Source organism: Mycobacterium sp. ITM-2016-00317, assembly GCF_002968295.1.
Lineage (GTDB): Bacteria > Actinomycetota > Actinomycetes > Mycobacteriales > Mycobacteriaceae > Mycobacterium.
This window is the reverse complement of the sequence record NZ_CP134399.1, coordinates 5,375,782-5,391,052: the sequence shown is the minus strand read 5'-3', so window position 1 is coordinate 5,391,052 and position 15,271 is coordinate 5,375,782. Positions and strand designations below refer to the sequence as shown.

The window sequence follows — 15,271 nt, the reverse complement described above, 5'->3', positions numbered from 1 at the left end:
CCAGCCCCTGCGCGCAGGACCGGGGTTGCGGGCCCAGGTCGTCCGGGACCACCCCCGGCTCGCCTGCTGAGATCGTTGTGGTTGCCCTGCCGATGGGCCGGAACGGGCGTAGTACCTTGCCGCCCTGGGAAACTACGCGGTGTCCTGGTCCCGGACGTTGCCGATGCGCCCGGGCGGCAATGTCCGGCGAGGTCCATGCCGGCTCCACCGAAGCCAGTTTCTTCTTCATTGGTCGGGGTACCCCGGGCCCATGACGCGTTTCGGCTACACCCTGATGACCGAGCAGAGCGGCCCGAAAGATCTTGTCCGCTATGCGGTGTCGGCAGAGGAGGCGGGCTTCGACTTCGAGGTGTCCAGCGATCACTACTTTCCGTGGCTGTCCGCTCAAGGGCACGCCCCGCACGCCTGGACGGTGCTGGGCGCGGTCGCCCATGCCACCGAACGCGTCGAGTTGATGACCTACGTGACCTGCCCGACCATGCGCTACCACCCGGCGATCGTGGCGCAGAAGGCCGCGACCCTGCAGTTGCTTGCCGACGGCCGGTTCACACTGGGGCTGGGCAGCGGGGAGAACCTCAACGAACACGTCGTCGGGCAGGGATGGCCGACGATCGCGCGCCGGCAGGAGATGCTCAAAGAGGCCATCCAGATCATCCGCGAGTTGCACACCGGCGACATGGTCGACTGGAAAGGCGATTACTTCGAGGTCGACTCGGCTCGGCTCTGGGATGTGCCGGAGGCGCCGGTGCCCATCGCGGCCGCGGTCTCCGGGGAGAGATCGGTGCAGCAGTTCGCACCGCTGGCCGACCACCTGATCGCCGTCCAGCCGGACAAGGATCTGGTCGACTCCTGGCACGACGCGCGGCGCGCGACCGGGCTGCCGGGCGACGTGCGGGTGATCGGGCAGATCCCGATCTGCTGGGACACCGACCGCGACGCCGCGGTGGACCGGGCGCACGACCAGTTCCGCTGGTTCGCCGGCGGCTGGGCCGTCAACTCCGACCTGCCCACCACCGCGGGCTTCGACGGTGCCACTCAGTTCGTGCGCAAGGAGGACGTCGCCGAATCCATCCCGTGCGGTCCCGACCTGGACGCCATCGTCGAGGCGGTCCGGGAATACTGGGAGGCGGGCTTCACCGACATCGCGCTGATCCAGGTCGGCGGTGACAGCCAGGACGCATTCCTGAAAGAAGCAGCAACGCCGCTGCTGGACAAGCTCCGCTCCGCATCGCAGTGAGAGGCATCCCATGACCCGCGGCAAAGGCATCTACGACGACGAAGAGGGTTCGGCGGCCTCAAAGCCCGCCGACACCGCCGACACCGAAAAGGATCCGGACACGGACACCCCGGACGTGGACAAGAACACCGAGGAGCCGACGGCCTAGCGCACCCGATCAGCGCACCGCGCTTCTGCTTGATCAGCGCACCGCGCTTCTGCTTGATCAGCGCACCGCGCTGGGATCCCCCCGGCGCTTCGTCTCCACCCGGTGCCAGCTCCACCAGAACAGCAGCGCGGCGAAGATCGACCCCGCAGCGGCCAACCACTGGGCCGACAGGAACAGCCGCCACTCGGCGGCCGAGTCGAGGTTCTGGTCGAGTGCGGCCAGCAGCGCCACTGCGCCCAGCGTCGCAGCCGCCGCGCCGACCACGGCGACCGTGGCGACGAACACCGTCCGCAAGGTGTACCGCGCCGCACCGGGGGTGACGACCTCACGGATCCGGCCGGTGCGGGCCAGGAAATACGAAGCCGCGCAGGCCACCACGAGGGCGACGGCATCCGCGGCCAGCGTGTCCGACAGTCGGTGCCACTGCGCGATCACGGTGTAGGCGCCGATGCCGACCGCCCAGCTGAGCGCGAAGAACATCGCGACCCCGCGGAACCGGTACGGCATCACGATCAGCGTGGCGAACAGCACCGACATCGCGGCGGTGGTGTGTCCGCTGGGCAACGTGTTGGCCAGGTACTGGTCGGTGTCCAAAAGGTTCGGGCGTTGCAGCACAAGGAACTTCAAGATCTGGGTGGCCGCCTGACTGCCCAGGATGACGGCCATCGCCGCGACGGCCAGGCTCACCTGGCGGCGCAGCAGCCCGATCAGGCCGACCAGCAGCGTCGCCGCAGCCAGCGAGGTCACCGTGATGGTGTCGAGCAATCGCGTGGCCGCCAGGAACGCCCGCGGGTCGACCTGGTCGGCGCCGTAGAGCGCCGCGTTCTCGACTGCCTGCCCGGTCCGGGTGCGGACTGCCAGCCAGTAGACCGCGGCCAGAAACACCAATGCGCACAACGGGATGACGATCCAGCGGCGGCGCGCCCGCGTGAGCCGCTGACGCGTTTCGTCTTGGACAGCAAGATCGGTCTGCACGGGTGCATGATCCTCTCATGCCCGTCAGCCCAGCGCTTGGCTGCGCCGCAGCCGGGCCTCCTCGTGCTGGGTGATGGTGGAGTTGTCGAGCACGATCGTCAGCATCACGGCGAAGAACCGGGCGGGGCTGAGCTCGTCAGGCACCAGGTCGGTGCGCAGAATGACCTCGGGCAGCGCGGCCAACTGTGCCGAGATGTCGACCGTGGATTCCGTGTCGACGTCCTCGACGTCGACGTCGAAGAGCTCGAGGATCGCGTCCTCGGGTTCGGGGGCGACCACCTCCGGCGGTGCGTCGCCCTCCCACTCCGGCACGACCAGCGCACAGGCGTCGTACGCGTCGGCCTCCCTGCCCAGCTTGATCAGCAGGTCGGCGATCCAGTCGAACTGCCTGCGCTCTTCGGTGTAGGCGGTGGACCGGAGGCAGTACATGAACCCCAACGCTGCCAACGGATGCCGTAGTGCAAGGTTCTTGGCGTCCCCGTAGGACTCCTCCACGCGGTTGGCGGCGTTCTTGCCGAACGACGAGTCCATCCGCTTGGTCGAGATCAGCAGCTCCGGCCCGGTCTGCCACGAGGACATGATCACGTCGACCTGCTTGAAGTAGTTCTTGCCGGCGATGTTCGCCGACGCGGCGCCGACCCCGGCGGTGGACCCGCTGCGCAGTCGCTTCAGCAGTTCGTCGCGTCCGGCCGCCTTCGGGATCGACTTCACGAACGCCAGCACGTCGCGGTCGACGACCCGCGGCGGTTCCGCGCGCGGCCAGACCGCGTCCGGTTCCAGGCCGCGCGCCGCAACTCGTAGGCGACCCACACGTCGAGGGCCAGCGCGGGCACCCCTGAGCGGCTCTCGGCGCCCAGCAGGATCGGCACCGCCAGCAGCTTGCGCAGCGTGGTGTAGTCCGGCGCGAAGGACCCGTCGGCCCGCCACGGGTTGACCGTCGCGAACTCCGCCCGGTCGACGATCGCGTCGAACAGCGGCCAGGCCAGCGATTTGGAGCTGGGTTTACCTGGCACCGTTGGCTTTTCCACGGGCGAGGCGACGTGCGGTGAGTGCGGCGTGATCGCGGCGGACCGCGCGCAGCGCACGTTCGGACAGCGTCGAGGTGGCCAGCAGGAGCGCGTCGTCGACCAGGGCGACCGCGTCGAGCAGCAGGCCCGCACGCAGCCGGGCGGCCACTGCGGGACGTACCTGGCGAAGCTGATCGGTGTTGCGCCGCAACAGGTCCGGGGACGGCACCGGAAGCACGTCGGCTTCCCGGGGTTCGATCTTGAGCATCCCACCACCGTAGGCGCGGCCCACCGTCTCGGCGCCCAGCAGGGTCACCGAGTTCAGCGACGCCAGCGGCAACAGGCCGGTGCCGAGCCCACGCAGGTCCTCCCGCAGGTAGACCCCGTGCACCGAGTTCAGGTGGTGCACGCGGGCACGGTTGCTGGTCAGCCGCGGTGTGTCGGCGTTCATGTAGGTCAGGAGCAGGTCGGCGGGCCGCAGATAAGGCACCCGCCACCACGGGGTGCGTACCCGGCATTTGTAGGCCAGGTGCACGTCGAGATCCTCACCGGAGGCGATGTAGTGCCGGGCCGCGGCCGTGGGCTCCCCGGCGGGCCGGAACAGGTAGGTCGACTGGCCGGCCTCGCCCAGGGCGCGCAGCGCATTCGGCGTCAGGGCCAGCCCGCGCAGATGGCGCGAACCCGGCGGCGACAGCGGCAGCAGGTCCGACGGCGCCAGTCCGAGCGCGTCGACCTTGGCGGGGGAGAGCGTGAAGAAGCGGTTGCTGCCCGTCACCATGCCCAGCGTGGTGTCACCCCAGGTCTCCAGGAACGTGAACCCGTCCCCGCCCGCCACGGCCTCGAACGCCGACAGGCCGGCCGCCGACATCAGACCGGCCGACCACTTCGCGCCGTTGCCCGGCGGGCTCCACCTCCGCGACCCGGTCAGCTGGGCCAGGCCCTCGGCGTCGCGGACCTGGGACAGCTGCATGTGCTGGGCGCCGGTGCCGCCGTCGGGTTGGTAGCCGTCGGCCAGCAGCAGTACGACCTCCTCCAGCACACCTGGGAACACGCGCTCGTCGAACAGCACCAGGCCGACCGAGGCGAAGTGGTCCATCAGGTACTCGCGCACCCCGGCGGCGTAGTTGACGCTGAGCAGTTCGGCGGGCAGCACCAGGCCCAGCCGGCCACCCGGGCGCAGGTGCAGCGCCGAATGCACGGTGAACGCGGCCCACGACGACGCCAGGTTGGACAGCGTCACGCCTGCGCGCAGCGCCGCCTGCCGCGCGCGGGCCCGGGCCTCGCCGGCGAAATCCTGGTACCGCACGTACGGCGGGTTGCCGACCACCGCGTCGTAGCGGCCGAACTCGTTGTGGGAGAAGAAGTCCTGGTTGTGGATGACCGCATCGACCCCGTGCGCACGCAGGCCGCGTTGTGACTCCAGGGCCGAGTCGGGATGGATCTCCACACCGACCAGCGGGCCGGTGTGGCCGCCGCGGCGCCCGATCTCGTGCAGGAAAACCGCCTCCCCGCAGGAGGGTTCGAGCACCGCGTGCCCGGGATCGCGCACCGCCCAGTCGGTCAGGAACCGTGCCACCGGAGCAGGAGTGAAGAACGCGCCGCGCGCCTTGCGCAGCGCGGCGTCGTCACCTCTGTCGCCGGGAAGCATGCGCATATCGTGCCGCAGCGCACCGACAGATCATCGGTGACCCGCCGACCTCGGCAGCTCAGGCGGTGGCGCGTAGGACGTCGACGACGTTGGCGATCAGCGGCGACGCGTCCGCGGTCGGGTAGGCCGCCAGCAGCGCGACCGTCGCGCCGGGGCTGGCCAGCGGCCGATAACAGACCCCGCCGATCTCCAGCGCCGCGGTCGGCTCGGGGACCACCGCCACGCCCAGGCCCGCGGCCACCAGTGTCACCAACGTCGAGGTCTCCGCGACCTCGTGCCGGATGCGCGGGCGGAACCCGGCGTCCAGGCACAGGCCGGCCACCAGCGTGCTCATCCGGGACCGGCCGTGCCCGGCGTGGCTGATGAAGTCCTCGTCGTGCAGGTCTGCCAGCGCGATCTCGGCGCGTTCGGCGAACCGGTGCCCGGCGGGCAGCGCGATCAGCAACCGGTCGTGCCGCAGCGTCTCGGTGGTCACCGCGGGATCGTCGACCGGCGGGCGCATCAACGCCAGGTCGATGTCCTTGCTGTGCAGGGCCGCCAGCTGTGCGGTCGCCAACATCTCGCCCCGCACCCGCAGGTCGACCGCGGGCAGCGCCACCCGCAGCTCGCGCACCAGGCGCGGCAGCAGCGAGTACGTGGCCGAACCGACGCAGCCGATGACCAGGTGGCCCTCCACTCCGTCGGCGATCCGGCGGGCCTGATCGCATGCCTCGTCGACCGCGCCGAGGATCCTGATCGTGCGGTCCAGGAACGCCCGGCCTGCGGCGGTCAGCTCGACGCTGCGGGTGGACCGGTCCAGCAGCCGCACGCCGACCTCGCGTTCCAGCTGACGGATCTGCTGGGACAGCGGAGGCTGGGCGATGTGCAGCCGTTCGGCGGCGCGGCCGAAATGCAACTCCTCGGCGACGGCTTGGAAGTACCGCAGGTGGCGCAGCTCCATGAGCCCCCAGTCATATGTTTCAGATATCAATAGCGCGCATTTAAGTATTTCAGAATATCGCCGACCGGGCCTAGCGTCGAGGTATGGATGTGGTGATCTGTAGTCCGGTGCGGACCCCGGTAGGCCGGATGGGCGGGGCCCTGGCCGCGCTGACCGCCGCCGACCTGGCGACGACGACGCTGCGGGCGCTGATCGCGCGGACCGGGCTCGGGGACGGAGACGTCGACGACGTCATCCTGGGCAACGGCTACGCCAACGGCGAGGCCCCCGCACTCGGCCGTATCGCTGCACTCGACGCCGGCCTCGGCACCTCCGTGCCAGGACTCCAGATCGACCGACGCTGCGGCTCGGGACTGCAGGCTGTGCTGTACGCGGCCGGACAGATCGCGACCGGCGCCGCCCGCACCGTGGTGGCCGGCGGCGCGGAGTCGATGTCGAACGTCGAGCATTACGCGCTCGGGCTGCGCACCGGGGTGCGCCAGGGCGGCATCGCGCTGCAGGACCGGCTGGACCGCGCCCGCGAAACCGCGGGCGGCGCGAGCCACCCGATCGCGGGCGGCATGATCGAGACCGCCGAGAACCTGCGCCGCGAGTACGGCATCACCCGCGAGGACCAGGACGCGCTGGCCCTGCGCTCCCATCAGCGCGCGGTGGCCGCACACGACAACGGAGCCTTCGCCGACGAACTCGTCCCGGTCACCGTCCCCGGCAGTCGGGGCCGCCCGGACGTCGTCGTCGACCGCGACGAGCATCCCCGCGCGGACCTCACCGCCGACACGCTCGGTGCACTACGCCCGATCCGCGCCGGTGCCGACCCGGACTCCACGGTCACCGCGGGCAACGCGTCAGGGCAGAACGACGGCGCCGCGATGTGTGTGGTGACCACCCGGTCCGAGGCCGAGAAGCGGTCGCTGACACCGCTGTTGACGCTGCGCTCGTGGGCGGTGACCGGCTGCGCACCCGAGACCATGGGCATCGGCCCGGTCGCCGCGACCGCCGCGGCGCTGGAACGCGCCGACCTGACCCTCGACGACGTCGACCTGATCGAACTCAACGAGGCGTTCGCCGCGCAGGTGCTGGCGGTGCTCGCCGAATGGAAGATCGACCCGCTCGACGACCGGCTCAACCCGAACGGCTCCGGGATCTCCCTGGGCCATCCGATCGGTGCGACCGGGGCCCGCATCCTGGCCACCGCCGCCCACGAAGCGCGCCGGCGCGGCGCCCGATACGTGCTGGAGACCATGTGCATCGGCGGCGGACAGGGTCTGGCTGCGGTCTTCGAGGTGACCCGATGAGCGCGGTGGACGTGCATGTCGTCGAGAGCGGGGTGCCCGACGGTCCGGTGGTGGTGCTCTCGAACTCGCTGGGGGCCACCCACCGGATGTGGGACGCCCAACTGGACGCGCTGGAACCCCGGTTCCGGGTGCTGCGCTACGACACCCGCGGACACGGCGAATCGCCGGCGCCCGACGGGCCGTACTCGATCGACGACCTGGCCGACGACCTCGTCGGCATTCTCGACCGGTTCGGTGTCGCGCGGGCCCACCTGGTCGGACTGTCGCTGGGCGGCATGACCGCGATGCGGGTGGCCGCCCGGAATCCGGAGCGGGTCGAGCGGATGGCGCTGCTGTGCACCGCCGCCCAGCTGCCGCCGGCGAGTGCGTGGCGCGACCGCGCCGCGACCGTGCGTGCCGGCGGTTGCTCCGCGGTGGCGCCGGCTGTCGTCGGGCGCTGGTTCACTCTCGGCTATCTGGACACCCACCCCACCGAACGCGATGCGTGGGAGCAGATGATCGCCGCCACCTCGGCCGCGGGCTACGCCGGATGTTGCGAAGCGATCGCCGAAATGGATCTGCGCGAACAGCTTTCGCAGATCACGGCACCGACGCTGGCGATCGCAGGCGCCGAGGACCCGGCGACCCCGCCCGCCGCGCTCGAAGACATCACCTCCCGCATCCCGAACGCGAGACTCCTGATCGTCGAAGAGGCCGCCCACCTGGCCAACGCCGAGCAACCCGAGCAGATCTCCGCCGCGCTCATCGAACACCTGGAGCAGTCATGACATTGAACAAAGTGGTCGCATCGGCAGGCGACGCCGTCGCCGACATCCCGTCCGGATCCAGTCTGGCCGTCGGCGGTTTCGGTCTGGCCGGCATCCCGTGGTTCCTCATCGAGGCGCTGCTGGCGCAGGGCGCCGACGACCTGACCATCGTCAGCAACAACTGCGGCGTCGACGGCGGCGGGCTCGGCCTGCTACTGGAAGCCCGCCGGATCAGCCGCGTGATCGCGTCCTACGTCGGCGAGAACAAGGAGTTCGCCCGCCAGTACCTGTCCGGGGAGCTCACCGTCGAACTCACCCCGCAGGGCACGCTGGCCGAACGGCTGCGGGCGGGCGGCAGCGGAATCGGCGCGTTCTTCACCCCGACCGGGGTCGGCACGCTGGTCGCCGACGGCGGTCTGCCCTGGCGCTACCACCCCGACGGCAGCATCGCGCTGGCCTCACCGCCGAAGGAGGTGCGCACCTTCGGGGGCAGGCAGATGCTGCTCGAAGAGTCGATCGTCACCGACTACGCGCTGGTGCGCGCCGCAGTCGCCGACCGGGCCGGCAACTGTGTATTCCACGCCGCCGCCCGCAACTTCAACCCGCCCGCCGCGATGGCCGGCCGCGTCACCGTGGTGGAGGCAGAACGCGTCGTCGAGGTCGGCGAACTGCACCCCGACGAGGTGCACCTGCCCGGGATCTTCGTGCAGCGCGTCGTCGAACTCACCCCGGAACAGGCCGCCCGCAAGGGAATCGAGAAGCGCACCACCCGGCCGCGAAACCCTCAGGAGGCACTGGCATGAGCTGGACCCGGACCGAGATGGCCGCGCGCGCAGCGAAAGAACTGCGCGACGGCGACTACGTGAACCTGGGGATCGGATTGCCGACCCTGATCCCGGACTACCTGCCCGAGGGCTCGGACGTCACGCTGCACGCCGAGAACGGCATCCTGGGCGTCGGGCCGTTCCCGTACGACGACGAGGTCGATCCCGATCTGGTCAACGCAGGCAAGCAGACCGTCTCCGTGGTGCCCGGTGCGTCGTTCTTCGACTCGGCCACCAGTTTCGCGATGATCCGCGGCGGTCACGTCGACGTCGCGGTGCTCGGCGGCATGCAGGTGTCGGCGAACGGCGATCTGGCCAACTGGATGGTGCCCGGCTCGATGGTCAAGGGCATGGGCGGGGCGATGGATCTGGTCAACGGCGCCGCGCGGGTGATCGTGCTGATGGATCACGTCGCGAAAAACGGTGGCGCCAAACTGGTGTCGTCCTGCGACCTGCCGCTGACCGGCAAGGCTGTGGTGCAGCGGATCATCACCGACCTGGGTGTCCTGGACGTCACCGGCACCGACTTCGCTGTCGTCGAACTCGCACCCGGGGTCACGTTCGACGAGGTGGTGGCCAAGACCGGCGCGCCCGTGAGCGACCACCGTCAGCGGCGCAGCGCCGCCAGTTCCGAGCGGGACCGGACGCCGAGCTTGGCGTAGATCCGGGTCAGGTGGTACTGCACGGTCTTGGGGGAGACGTAGAGCTCGGCCGCCACCTCGCGGTTGGAGAGTCCTTGCGAGACAAGCGCGGTCACCGCCTCCTCCTGCGGGGTGAGGTCGACGGCCTCGCGGGGTTCCCGGGTCTGGTTCAGGCCGCCGGCCTTCAGCTCGCGGTCACAGCGCGCGACATAGGTGTCGGCCCCCAGCGCGGTGTACAGGTCACGCGCGACGCCGATCACCGCGTCCGCGGCGCGGCGCTTCCCCGCGCGGCGCAGCGTCTGACCGTAGGCGAAGTTCACCCGTGCCCTGTCATAGCGCAGCGGTAGGCCCTCGAGCAGCTCCAGCGATTCGTCGAACGCGCGCCGCGCCGCGGCGAGGTCGCCCTGAGCCCCCAGCAGGCGACCGCGGGCATAGCCGAGCCGGGCTCGGGCACTGCGGTGGCCGCGGGCCTTGGCGCGCTGTTCGTGCGGGCGCAGGAAGTCGTCGGCCCCCTGCAGATCACCGGTCAGGACCAGCGCGTTGGCCAACGCGTCGACCCACGGCCAGTAGCCCGGCTCCTGCAGCGACGTGCCCGCCGCCTGCTTGGTCAGCGGCTCCAGCGCACGGCGCACCGCGGCGTAATCGGCTTGGGCCTCGGCGATGTTCGCCCGTACCAGCAGCGCGGGGATCCGCATCATCGCGTACTCGCCCGCGCCGCCGTCGGCCGCCGCCGTGGCCGCTCGGGCACCGGCCCAGTCCCCGCGCAACGCCGCGATCTGACCCGCGGTCCACTCCAGAAGAGGTGTCGCCAGCACGATTCCGCTGGATTCGGCGAGGCGACGACCGTGCTCGACGTTCGTCAACGCCGCATCCCACTCGCCGAGGACGAACTGGGTGCGTGCCAGCCATGCATGCGCCCACAACGTGATCCGGGTCGAGCCGCCCAGCGCGGCGGCCGCCACCGCGCTCTCCAGGCTGGCGCGGGCCGCCTCGACGTCGTCGCGCGCGAGTTGCACCCAGCCGCGACCCATCACCACGCGCTGCGCCTGTGCGCCGTGGCGCACCCGTGCGTGCAGTTCGTCGTATGCGGCGGCCGCGCGTTTGGGTTGCCCCGCCGCGAGCAGGCCCAGACCGCGGATCGCGGCGGCCTCGACGGCGGCGGGGGAGTCGGGCCCGGCCAGGCCCAGCGCGCGGTCCGCCCAGCCGACCAGCTGTTCACCCCGGCATTCGACGAGGGTGTGCAGCACGTAACGCTGCGCGATGAGTGCGGCGGTGTCGTGGTCCCGGTCGGCGTTGACGATGTCCCAGGCCCGTCTCAGCCGCAGCTCGGCCTCGGTGGCGCGGCCACGCAGAATGGCCAGATAGGCCAGAACTGCGTTGCGCAAAGGTGTTTCGCGCAGGTTCTCCACCGCAGGCACCAGCGCCGCCGCACCCACGCAGTCGCCGGCGGCGACGAGCGCGTCCACCGAGAGCGTGAGGCGTTCGTCGCGCAGCAGCGGGTCGGCGGTCAGCCGGGCGGCGTCCCGGAAGAGGATGGCGGCCCGGCCCCACTCGCCCTCGGTGCCGGAGCGCCGGGCCAGCGCGTCCACCTCGCCGGCCAGGACGTCGTCGAGCACCGGGGAGGCGGCCACCCGATGTCGCAGCCGCGCAACAGGATCGGTGACGATGTCGGCCGCGCGGCGGTGCGTCTCGGCCGTGGCCTGCGGACCGCACACGTCGATGACCGCGGCCGCGGTGAGCGGGTCGCACAGCCGGGGCTCCAGCGGATCGCCCGCGGCGAGCAACCCGGCCCCGGCGGCGGCCTGCACGGCGGCGAGCGGTTCGTCGAGCGCGGCCAGGCGGGCGGCCTCCGAGAGGGTGGCGGTCTCGCCGAGAACAGCCAGCGCGACGACCAGGGCACGTCCCTGCGGTCCGGCGTCGGCCAGCCGGCGCTCGACGGCCGAGGCGACCTGCCGCGGCGCGGGCAGCCTCGCGTCGAGCCGGGTCCAGGTCTGGGGCGGCACCTCGTCGAGCAGCGCACGCACATGGCGCGGGTTGCCCGCGGTGTGGCGGGTCAGCCGGTCGGCCATCAACGCGGGCAACACATGTCCGCGCGCCGAGGCCAGTTCGGCGACCGCGGCGCGGGGCAGTCCGGTCACGGTGAGCTCGTCGCCGGCCAGACCGGGCACCGGCAGCGGGCCGCCGTCGCTGACCACGGCCACCAGTACCGGCAGCCCGCGGTGGTGCCGGGTCAGCATCGACACCGCCTGACAGGACAGCAGATCGGCGTGCTGCGCGTCGTCGATCACGACCAGGGTCGGTGTGGGGCTGGCCAGCACGCGGGCCAGTTCCTCCGCGCCGGCGGCCGGTTCGGCCGGCGCCGGCGCCTGCAGCAGCTGCGACAGCACGGCGCCGTCATGGTCGCGCTCCCAGTCGGTCGCCGTGGCCCAGCGGGTGGCCGGCACGCGGTCTGCCACCTTGTGTAGCAGCGCGGTCTTGCCGATGCCGGGCGGCCCGGTGACGGTGACGACGGCGAGACCGCCGGTCGAGGTGGCCAGCACCCGCCGGGTCAGCTCGTCGAGGTCGGCGACGCGACCGACGAACGTGACAGGCGCCATGGGCACGCCCACCATCGTAGGTCGGGGGCCGCCGCGATCAGCCGAGATCGCCGCCGGCCACCGGCAGCACGGTGCCGGTGATGTAGGACGCCTCGTCGGAGGCCAGGAAGCAGATCGCGGCGGCCTGCTCGTCGAGCGTGCCGTAGCGCTTCAGCAGCGAGGAGTCCAGCGTCTGGGAGATGTGGGCGTCGAACCACGCCTGCTCGGTCTCGTCGGCCGGCGTCGGGGTGCCACGGGAGATGCGCCGCGGCGGTGCCGCCGTGCCGCCGGGCGCGGTGGCGACCACCCTGATGCCGGCGTCGGCGTACTCCATCGCCAACGACGCCGTGATCGCGTTGATCCCGCCCTTGGCCGCCGAATAGGGGATGCGGTGGATGCCGCGGGTCGCGGCCGAGGACACGTTCACGATCACTCCCTGCCCGCGGTCGACCATGGCGGGCAGCGCCGCGTGGCAGGAGTACAGCGTGGTCATCAGCGACCGGTCGATCTCGGCACGGATCTCCGCGGCGCTGAACTGGGTGAACGGCTTGAAATTGATCGCGCCGCCCACGTTGTTGATCAGCACGTCGACCCGCCCGAACGCCGAGAGAGCCTGCGCAATCACCGCTTCGGCGCCTTCGTGGTACTCCAGGTCGGCCGTCACCGCGACCGCCGGTGAGCGTGCGGCGAGTTCGTCGGCGAGTTCCTTGACCAGCTCGGACCGGTCGGCCAGCACCACGGTGCCGCCCTCGGCGTGGATACGGCGCGCGGTGCGCTCACCGATGCCCTGCGCGGCGCCGGTGATCACGACGACCTTGCCGGCGAACCGGCCCGGCGTCACGAACGCCGGGGCGGTGGCCTCGGCGGCCTCGGCCATCGCCCGCCGCATCGTCTGCTTGGACCGCTCGGCGTGGGCGACGATCAGCGCGCGGGCCGCGTCGCGGTCGCCGGACTCGAACGCGGCCACGATGTCGACGTGATCCAGCGCGCATCGCGGGTGACACCACGTCGCGTGGCGCAGCACCTCGCTCATCCGGCCCTTGACCCCGAGCTCCTGGTAGGCACGCAGCAGATGTTCGTTGCCGGTCAGCGTGAACAGATAGTCGTGGAACGCGGCGTTGGTCTCGGTGTACTGCTCCGCGTCGACGAACCGATCACCCTCGACGTAGGGCAGGGTCGTCTCGGCCAGCAACCGGTAGCCGGCCAGCTGTTGGCTGGTCAGCCGCCCCATCGTCAGCTCCAGCGCGCCGAGCTCCAGCGCCGACCGTGCCTCGAACAACGCGTCGGACTTGCGCACCTCGGGGTGCTGCTCGCCGATCTCGTACCCGTCGTCCCCGACGACGACGTCGGGGACGGGCGTGGGGGCGGGTGTGGTTGCCGGGCCGAACACGGTCTGGCCGGCCACGGTGCGTGCTCCCGATGGCAGCAGGCGCCCGTCGTCACCGTCGAGCGGGGAGGGTGCGGGACCGGACGGGTCCGGCACGGCGAGCAGTTGCCCGGCGATGCGGCGGATCGTGTCGCCGGGGTCGACGGCGGCGCGCGGGGCGACCGGCGGCAGGTCGGCCGCCGTGAGGACCAGCCGGCCACCGACCGGGCGTCGGGCACCGGCAGGATCTCCTCGCGACCGCCCCCCGGTGCGGCCTCGGTGGCGCGGGGCGCGGCGGCGGCCGCGGTCTTGGCCAGGCCGAACTTCTCGTAGTAGAAGCCGGTGGGCTCGACCTCGGCGTCGGCCAGATGGGTGCGCACCGACTCGACCATCGGCGGTGGACCGCACAGGTAGATGGCCACGTCGCCGCCGTTGAGGTGTTCGGGGCGGATCAGGCTGGTGACGTAGGCACGGTCGGGGCCGCGGTTCGGCGCCGAACTCCCCGGGTCGGACACGCAGTAGTCCCAGGTGAAAGACGGCAGCGCCGAGGCGATCTCGTCGATGTCGTCGACCGCGGTCAGGTCCTCGTCGGTGCTGACCCCGTAGATCAGGTGGGCCGTGCGGGTGCTGCCGGCCGCACGCATGGTGCGCAGCATCGACAGGACCGGCGCCAGGCCGGTGCCGCCTGCCAGCAGCAGCAGGGGCCGGTCGGCCTCGCGCAGGAAGAACGATCCGTTCGGTCCGGTGAAGCTCAGCGCGTCCCCGACCTGGGCGCGGTCGGCCAGATAGTCCGACATCGCGCCGCCCGGGCTGAGCTTGACGAGAAAGGTCAACAGCTCTTCGTGGGGGGCGTTGGAGAACGAGTACGACCGGGTCTGATTGGTGCCCGGTACGGCGATGTTGACGTATTGGCCTGGGAGGAAGGCGAGTTGGCCTCGGTTGGGGATCTCGACACCGATCTTGACGGTGGTTCTCGACAACCGTTCCAGCCGGGTCAGGGTGCCCCGATAGGTCGCGGCCTGGGTCTTGGCCGAGTCCGAGGTGCCGGCGATCTGCAGCACCAGATCCGAGCGGGGCTTCATGCTGCACGGCAGTACGTAACCGGCCTCGGCCTCGTCGGCGGACAGCGCGTCGTCGATGTAGACGCCGCCGTCGTAGCTTCCGTCCTCACACAGGGCCTTGCAGGTGCCGCAGGCACCGTCGCGGCAGTCCAGCGGGATGTTGATGCGCTGCCGGTACGACGCGTCGGCGACCGTCTGGTCGGGTCGGCAGGTGATGAATCGGGTGACTCCGTCTTCGAAAGACAGTGCCACCGAGTAGGTCTCGGTCACGTTGCTCACCCTCAGAAGTGGTAGACATCCACCACATGGTGGATGTAGTCGTTCTTGAGCACCACGGTCTTGCGCCGGATCAACGGCTGCTCACCGCTGAAGTCGATGGTGTAGAAGGAGGTGCCGTAGTACGGGTCGACCGTGTGGTAGCGGAAATACATGGTGTGCCAGTTGAATCGCACGTCCACCAGGTCGCCGCGGCGTTCGATGACCTCGACGTTGGTGATGTTGTGGCTGGTGCGCGGCTCGGGGAGCGAGGTTGCCGAGGACCGTTCGGTCCGGATCCGGAAGACCCTGTCCTCCAGCCCGCCCTTGTTCGAGTAGTAGATTAGTGAGATGTCCCGCTGGGGGTCTTCGACGAGGCGGTCGTCGTCGGTCCAGGCCGGCATCCAGTAGACGACGTCGTCGGCGTAGCAGTCCAGCCACTTCTCGAACTCCCGGTCGTCGAGGTACCGGGCCTCGCGGTAGAGGAACTGCTCGATGGCGTTCTGAGTGATCAGCTTCCCTGCGCTGCTGCGGGTTTCGGTGGAAGTCATG

General features: G+C 70.9%; 11 protein-coding genes and 2 pseudogenes. 6 read left to right on the top strand and 7 right to left on the bottom strand.

Annotated elements, in window-relative coordinates:
- The first annotated feature begins 250 nt into the window (after window positions 1-250).
- The gene (locus tag C6A87_RS25795) at window positions 251-1,237 is read left to right on the top strand and encodes an LLM class F420-dependent oxidoreductase (RefSeq protein ID WP_311114838.1); all 987 of its coding nucleotides are present in this window, start codon (window positions 251-253) and stop codon (window positions 1,235-1,237) included.
- Between the two features lie 10 nt (window positions 1,238-1,247).
- On the top strand, window positions 1,248-1,385 hold the full coding sequence (locus C6A87_RS25790) for a hypothetical protein (protein WP_311114837.1): 138 nt from the start codon (window positions 1,248-1,250) through the stop codon (window positions 1,383-1,385).
- A gap of 57 nt (window positions 1,386-1,442) precedes the next feature.
- Here C6A87_RS25790 and C6A87_RS25785 read toward each other — a convergent pair whose 3' ends face one another.
- The 4 genes and pseudogenes from C6A87_RS25785 to C6A87_RS25770 form a co-directional block, all read right to left on the bottom strand.
- Window positions 1,443-2,360: a phosphatase PAP2 family protein gene (locus tag C6A87_RS25785; protein ID WP_311114836.1), complete on the bottom strand. Its 918-nt coding sequence runs from the start codon at window positions 2,358-2,360 to the stop codon at window positions 1,443-1,445.
- Window positions 2,361-2,384: 24 nt separating this feature from the next.
- Window positions 2,385-3,373, bottom strand: a pseudogene (locus tag C6A87_RS25780) (hypothetical protein).
- Window positions 3,363-5,015, bottom strand: a complete 1,653-nt coding sequence (locus tag C6A87_RS25775; protein WP_311114835.1) for an N-6 DNA methylase — start codon at window positions 5,013-5,015, stop codon at window positions 3,363-3,365. Before C6A87_RS25775 ends, C6A87_RS25780 begins: the two are co-directional and overlap by 11 nt.
- Window positions 5,016-5,073: 58 nt before the next feature.
- Window positions 5,074-5,955 carry a LysR substrate-binding domain-containing protein gene (locus tag C6A87_RS25770; protein ID WP_311114834.1) on the bottom strand — a complete coding sequence of 294 codons (882 nt, stop codon included), beginning with the start codon at window positions 5,953-5,955 and terminating at the stop codon, window positions 5,074-5,076.
- An 83-nt stretch (window positions 5,956-6,038) separates the two neighbouring features.
- Here C6A87_RS25770 and C6A87_RS25765 point away from each other — a divergent pair, with 83 nt between their 5' ends.
- The 4 genes from C6A87_RS25765 to C6A87_RS25750 are packed head-to-tail and all read left to right on the top strand — an operon-like array spanning window position 6,039 to window position 9,482.
- On the top strand, window positions 6,039-7,250 hold the full coding sequence (locus C6A87_RS25765; RefSeq protein WP_311114833.1) for an acetyl-CoA C-acetyltransferase: 1,212 nt from the start codon (window positions 6,039-6,041) through the stop codon (window positions 7,248-7,250).
- Entirely contained in the window at window positions 7,247-8,017 is a 771-nt protein-coding gene (gene pcaD, locus C6A87_RS25760; RefSeq protein ID WP_311114832.1) for a 3-oxoadipate enol-lactonase, read from the top strand. The genes C6A87_RS25765 and pcaD overlap by 4 nt, the downstream gene beginning before the upstream one ends.
- Window positions 8,014-8,799: a CoA transferase subunit A gene (locus tag C6A87_RS25755; protein WP_311114831.1), complete on the top strand. Its 786-nt coding sequence runs from the start codon at window positions 8,014-8,016 to the stop codon at window positions 8,797-8,799. The genes pcaD and C6A87_RS25755 overlap by 4 nt, the downstream gene beginning before the upstream one ends.
- Window positions 8,796-9,482, top strand: a complete 687-nt coding sequence (locus tag C6A87_RS25750; protein ID WP_311114830.1) for a CoA transferase subunit B — start codon at window positions 8,796-8,798, stop codon at window positions 9,480-9,482. Before C6A87_RS25755 ends, C6A87_RS25750 begins: the two co-directional genes overlap by 4 nt.
- On the opposite strand, the gene C6A87_RS25745 is transcribed toward C6A87_RS25750, so the two are convergent.
- The 3 genes and pseudogenes from C6A87_RS25745 to benB all read right to left on the bottom strand — a co-directional run bounded on the left by C6A87_RS25745 (window position 9,428) and on the right by benB (window position 15,270).
- On the bottom strand, window positions 9,428-12,058 hold the full coding sequence (locus tag C6A87_RS25745; protein ID WP_311118083.1) for a LuxR C-terminal-related transcriptional regulator: 2,631 nt from the start codon (window positions 12,056-12,058) through the stop codon (window positions 9,428-9,430). The two genes, C6A87_RS25750 and C6A87_RS25745, sit on opposite strands and share 55 nt — an antisense overlap.
- Window positions 12,059-12,095: 37 nt before the next feature.
- Window positions 12,096-14,734: pseudogene (gene benC / locus C6A87_RS25740) on the bottom strand (benzoate 1,2-dioxygenase electron transfer component BenC).
- A gap of 11 nt (window positions 14,735-14,745) precedes the next feature.
- Complete coding sequence (gene benB / locus C6A87_RS25735) at window positions 14,746-15,270, bottom strand: benzoate 1,2-dioxygenase small subunit (protein WP_311114829.1); 525 nt, start codon at window positions 15,268-15,270, stop codon at window positions 14,746-14,748.
- Window position 15,271: the final 1 nt, after the last annotated feature.

What these genes read in the sequence shown, in the direction of transcription:
- C6A87_RS25795 (WP_311114838.1), top strand. Translation starts at nt 251, where the DNA reads ATGACGCGTTTCGGCTACACCCTGATGACCGAGCAGAGCGGCCCGAAA.
- C6A87_RS25790 (WP_311114837.1), top strand. Translation starts at nt 1,248, where the DNA reads ATGACCCGCGGCAAAGGCATCTACGACGACGAAGAGGGTTCGGCGGCC.
- C6A87_RS25775 (WP_311114835.1), bottom strand. Translation starts at nt 5,015, where the DNA reads ATGCTTCCCGGCGACAGAGGTGACGACGCCGCGCTGCGCAAGGCGCGC.
- C6A87_RS25770 (WP_311114834.1), bottom strand. Translation starts at nt 5,955, where the DNA reads ATGGAGCTGCGCCACCTGCGGTACTTCCAAGCCGTCGCCGAGGAGTTG.
- C6A87_RS25765 (WP_311114833.1), top strand. Translation starts at nt 6,039, where the DNA reads ATGGATGTGGTGATCTGTAGTCCGGTGCGGACCCCGGTAGGCCGGATG.
- pcaD (WP_311114832.1), top strand. Translation starts at nt 7,247, where the DNA reads ATGAGCGCGGTGGACGTGCATGTCGTCGAGAGCGGGGTGCCCGACGGT.
- C6A87_RS25755 (WP_311114831.1), top strand. Translation starts at nt 8,014, where the DNA reads ATGACATTGAACAAAGTGGTCGCATCGGCAGGCGACGCCGTCGCCGAC.
- C6A87_RS25750 (WP_311114830.1), top strand. Translation starts at nt 8,796, where the DNA reads ATGAGCTGGACCCGGACCGAGATGGCCGCGCGCGCAGCGAAAGAACTG.
- C6A87_RS25745 (WP_311118083.1), bottom strand. Translation starts at nt 12,058, where the DNA reads ATGGCGCCTGTCACGTTCGTCGGTCGCGTCGCCGACCTCGACGAGCTG.
- benB (WP_311114829.1), bottom strand. Translation starts at nt 15,270, where the DNA reads ATGACTTCCACCGAAACCCGCAGCAGCGCAGGGAAGCTGATCACTCAG.